Annotated in this window: 5 protein-coding genes; all 5 read left to right on the plus strand. The window is 61.8% G+C overall.

Going from position 1 to position 4,354, the window contains the following annotated elements; genetic code table 11:
• The first annotated feature begins 160 nt into the window (after positions 1-160).
• A complete protein-coding gene (moaB, locus tag KGB03_RS03045; protein ID WP_218536981.1) occupies positions 161-715 on the plus strand; it encodes a molybdenum cofactor biosynthesis protein B in 555 nt (184 codons plus the stop codon).
• Positions 712-1,947: a gephyrin-like molybdotransferase Glp gene (gene glp / locus KGB03_RS03050; RefSeq protein ID WP_223526314.1), complete on the plus strand. Its 1,236-nt coding sequence runs from the start codon at positions 712-714 to the stop codon at positions 1,945-1,947. Before moaB ends, glp begins: the two co-directional genes overlap by 4 nt.
• 76 nt (positions 1,948-2,023) lie before the next feature.
• Complete coding sequence (locus KGB03_RS03055; protein ID WP_223526315.1) at positions 2,024-3,019, plus strand: peptidase U32 family protein; 996 nt, start codon at positions 2,024-2,026, stop codon at positions 3,017-3,019.
• 10 nt (positions 3,020-3,029) lie between these two features.
• Positions 3,030-3,920 carry a U32 family peptidase gene (locus KGB03_RS03060; RefSeq protein WP_223526316.1) on the plus strand — a complete coding sequence of 297 codons (891 nt, stop codon included), beginning with the start codon at positions 3,030-3,032 and terminating at the stop codon, positions 3,918-3,920.
• The coding region (locus KGB03_RS03065; protein WP_223526317.1) for an SCP2 domain-containing protein at positions 3,914-4,354 on the plus strand (441 nt) is incomplete at its 3' end. The genes KGB03_RS03060 and KGB03_RS03065, both read left to right, overlap by 7 nt.

Raw genomic sequence — 4,354 nt, forward strand, 5'->3', positions numbered from 1 at the left:
GTGTCAGGCAACATCAATGGTGACTGACACACCGCTTTCGCGAGCAAGCCCGCTCCCACAGGTTTTGTACCCTGTGGAGGTACCTCCTTGGAGGAATAGGCTCACCGGGGATTCCGGTTCAGGCTTTATCCCATACCCTCATTCACGGGAAGGCTTGGATATGGCCCATCTGGCGCAACGCACGTTTGAACCCCTGAACATCGCCGTGCTGACCATCAGCGATACGCGCACCTTTGACACCGACACCTCGGGGCAGACCCTGACGGATTTGCTGCAAACGGCCGGGCATGTATTGATCGACCGTGACCTGGTCAAGGACGACATTTATCAGATCCGCGCCAAGGTCTCTCACTGGATCGCCGACCCTCAGGTTCAAGTGATATTGATGACCGGCGGCACCGGCTTCACCGCGCGCGACAACACACCGCAAGCGGTTTTGCCGTTGCTGGACAAACACGTGGAAGGCTTCGGTGAACTGTTCCGTCAGGTGTCCCTGGCTGAAATCGGCATGTCCAGTCTGCAGTCACGGGCATTGGCCGGGATGAGCAATGGCGTGTTGGTGTGCTGTGTTCCGGGCTCGCCCGGCGCGTGTCGAACTGCCTGGAACCAGATCCTGCTCGAACAATTGGACAGCCGCACCGGCCCGTGCAATTTCGCCCCGCATTTGAAACCGCAAGGGCAACGGGCCATCGACGCCTGCGAGACACGCTCATGACCGGCCGGGTGTGCGACCTCGGTAATCTGATGCCGGTGGACGAGGCCATCAGCCGTTTGCTGGACCAGGCACCGCCGCCGCCCCTGGCGCAAAAGATCGGTCTGGATCAAGCCTTGGGTCGGGTGCTGGCGGCGGACATTCATTCCCCCGTCAACCTGCCGGCCTGGGACAACAGTGCGATGGACGGTTACGCCCTCAGGGCCGCTGACCTGCCAGCGGACGGTGGCTACTTGCCGATTGGCGGACGAATTGCGGCGGGTGATCCGGCCTGTTCACCCTTGCTCGCGCAGCAGGCGGTACAGATTTTTACCGGCGCACCATTGCCGCCGGGTGCCGACACGGTGGTGCCGCAGGAACGCTGCCGAATCGATGGCGAGCGCGTCTGGTTTCCGCCCGTAAACGCTGGCGATCACGTGCGCAAGGAAGGTGAGGAGGTGCGCCGGGGAGATCTGTTGCTCCAGGCCGGTAAACGCCTGCGTGCGCAAGAAGTGGGGTTGCTGGCTGGCGCTGGCATTGCGCGGGTCGAGGTCTATCGCCCGTTGCAAGTGTGCTTGCTGAGCAGCGGCAATGAACTGCGTGAGCCCGGCGACTCGTTGGCGCCGGGGCAGATTTACAACAGCAATCGTTACTGCCTCGCGGCGTTGTTGAGCGGTTGGGGCGTGGAGGTGCATGACTATGGCGTGATGGCCGATGAGTTGGCCGCCAGCCGGCATGCCTTGAGCCTGGCGTCCTCGGAATGCGACCTGTTGTTGAGTTCCGGTGGCGTCTCGGTGGGTGAGGAAGATCACCTCAAACAGGCCATCGAGGAACTCGGCAGCCTGGATTTCTGGCGGCTGGCAATTCAGCCGGGTAAACCGCTGGCCTTCGGCGAAGTGGCCGGCAAACCGTGGATCGGCATGCCGGGCAATCCTTCAGCAGCGCTGATTACCGCGTTGGTGGTGGTGCGTCCGTTCCTGCTCAGGGCCCAGGGCGTGAAAGACGTATTGCCGGTGCCAATGACCGTGCCTGCCGGGTTCGACTGGTTGCAGCGCAACAAGCGTCGTCAGTACCTGCGGGCTCGACTGACGTCGGGTGCTGACGGCCAGTTGAGCGTGGAACTGCACCCTCAGCAAAGCTCGGCGATGTTGACCGCCGCGTGTTGGGCCGATGGGCTGGCGGTGATCGAGTGCGAACAGCAAGTGCTCAAGCACGACAACGTGATGTTCCTGTCCTTCGCCGACCTGATGCATTGATCGCAATTGATTGTCGTCAAGGCTCTGCCTGCCGGTCTCGCTAGACTGGCAGCGCGTTTTTCCATGAGGATTACCCATGCAACTGGTCTGCCCGGCAGGGAATCTGCCTGCGCTAAAAGCGGCGGTACGCGAAGGTGCCGATGCCGTTTATGTCGGCTTTCGCGATGACACCAATGCCCGGCATTTCGCGGGGCTGAACATGGACGACAAACAGTTCGACGCGGCGGTCGCTCACATCCGCCAGCATCAACGCAAACTCTATGTCGCGGTCAACACCTACCCGCAACCCAAGGGCTGGGAACGCTGGCAGCGGGCGGTCGATCGTGCCGCCGATTTCGGCGTGGATGCGCTGATCGCCGCCGACCCCGGGGTACTCAACTACGCCAGCCAGCGTTACCCGCAACTGGCGTTGCACCTGTCGGTACAAGGCTCGGCAACCCATGCCGCGGCGCTGGAGTTTTATGCGCAGCGCTACGGCATTCGTCGCGCGGTGCTGCCTCGGGTGTTGTCGTTGGCGCAGGTGCGCCAGGTCGCCGCGAGCAGCCCGGTGCCCATCGAAGTCTTTGGCTTCGGCAGCTTGTGCATCATGGCCGAAGGGCGCTGCCATCTGTCTTCCTACATTACCGGCGAGTCGCCGAACCTGTGCGGCGTTTGCTCACCGGCCAAAGCGGTGCGCTGGAGCGACGACGCCGACGGCTTAAGCGCGCGGCTCAGTGAAGTGCTGATCGACCGTTACACCCCTGATGAACCCGCCGGTTACCCGACCCTGTGCAAAGGCCGTTTCCTGGTCGGCGGCAAACGCTTTCACGCACTGGAAGAACCCACCAGCCTCGACACCCTGGACTTGCTGCCGGAATTGACGGCCATCGGCGTCGAGGCGGTCAAAATCGAAGGCCGGCAACGCAGCCCGGCCTATGTCGAACAAGTCACCCGCGTCTGGCGCGCGGCACTGGATGCCCATCGTGGCTCGCCGGGCAGTTTTCGGGTCAAGGAGGAATGGCGCAAGGTGTTGGCCGGTTTGTCCGAAGGCAGCCAGACCACCCTGGGTGCTTACCATCGATCATGGCAATGAGGGAGGCGACATGAAGCTCAGCCTTGGACCGGTCCTGTTTTATTGGGACAAAGAGCAACTCAGCAACTTTTACGCCGAGATGTCGGCCTTGCCCCTGGATGTGATTTACCTGGGGGAAACCGTGTGTTCTAAACGCCGGGCCTTTTCACTGGATCAATGGCTGGGGCTGGGGCGCGAGTTGCAGGAATGCAGCCAGGCGCAGTTGGTGATCTCCAGCCTGACGCTGATCGAAGCGGCCTCCGAACTCTCCAGCCTGCGGCGGCTGTGCGACAACGGCCAATTGTTGGTGGAAGCCAACGACATGGGCGCGGTGCAGCTCCTGGCTGAGCGCAAGTTGCCGTTCGTGGGCGGCCCGGCGCTGAATGTGTACAACGGTCATACGCTCGCGCAACTGCTGGACTGCGGGATGACCCGTTGGATGCCGCCGGTGGAATGCTCGGCGGCGCTGATTGGCGATGTGCTCGATCAAGTGCGCGAACTGGGCCGTGAGGTGCCGGAAGTCGAGATCTTTGCTTATGGGCATTTGCCGTTGGCCTATTCCGCACGCTGCTTCACCGCACGGGCGGAGAACCTGCCCAAGGACGACTGCCGGTTTTGCTGCCTCAACTACCCCGACGGCTTGCCGTTGACCAGTCAGGAAGGGCAGGCGCTGTTCACCATTAACGGTATTCAAACGATGTCAGCGGAGGTGACCAATCTGTTGGCGGATTACACCGGGCTGGTGGCCTGTGGCGCCGATCTGTTGCGTCTGAGCCCTCGCGCTCAGGGCATGGCCGAGGTGATTGAGGCCTATCAACGAGTTCGTTTGGGCGAGACTCCGCCGTTGTTCGTCGACGGTTGCAATGGCTACTGGCACGGCCAGGCCGGCATGTTGCGCGTCGAGGAGGTCGGCCTGTGTTGAATCGTAAAAAGTGGTTGTTGAAAGGCGCCGACCGGTTGTTGCCGCTGGTGCGCCGGGTGCCTTTTGCGGTGCAGCGTCTGGCGTTGCAGCAGGCGCTCAATCGCTGCCTCGCCGGGCCGTTGCGCGATGGCGAGTTTGAAGTGTTGCGTGGGCGTTGGTTGTGTTTGCGGATTCCGGACCTGGGGTTGTCGTGGTTCCTGACGTTGACGCGTGACGGATTGCGAATTGCTGAACGCGCCACGGCGCATGTGACCATCAGCGGTAACTGGCGCGAGTTTTTGTTGTTGGCGAGTCGTCAGGAAGATCCGGATACGTTGTTCTTTCGCCGGCGTTTGGTGATTGAGGGTGATACGGAGTTGGGGTTGGCGTTGAAGAACCTGATCGACAGTCTTGATCCTGATGTGTTGCCTGTGTGGTTGTGGCGCAATCTGGAG

This window comes from Pseudomonas sp. BF-B-26 (assembly GCF_019956495.1).
Taxonomy (GTDB): domain Bacteria; phylum Pseudomonadota; class Gammaproteobacteria; order Pseudomonadales; family Pseudomonadaceae; genus Aquipseudomonas.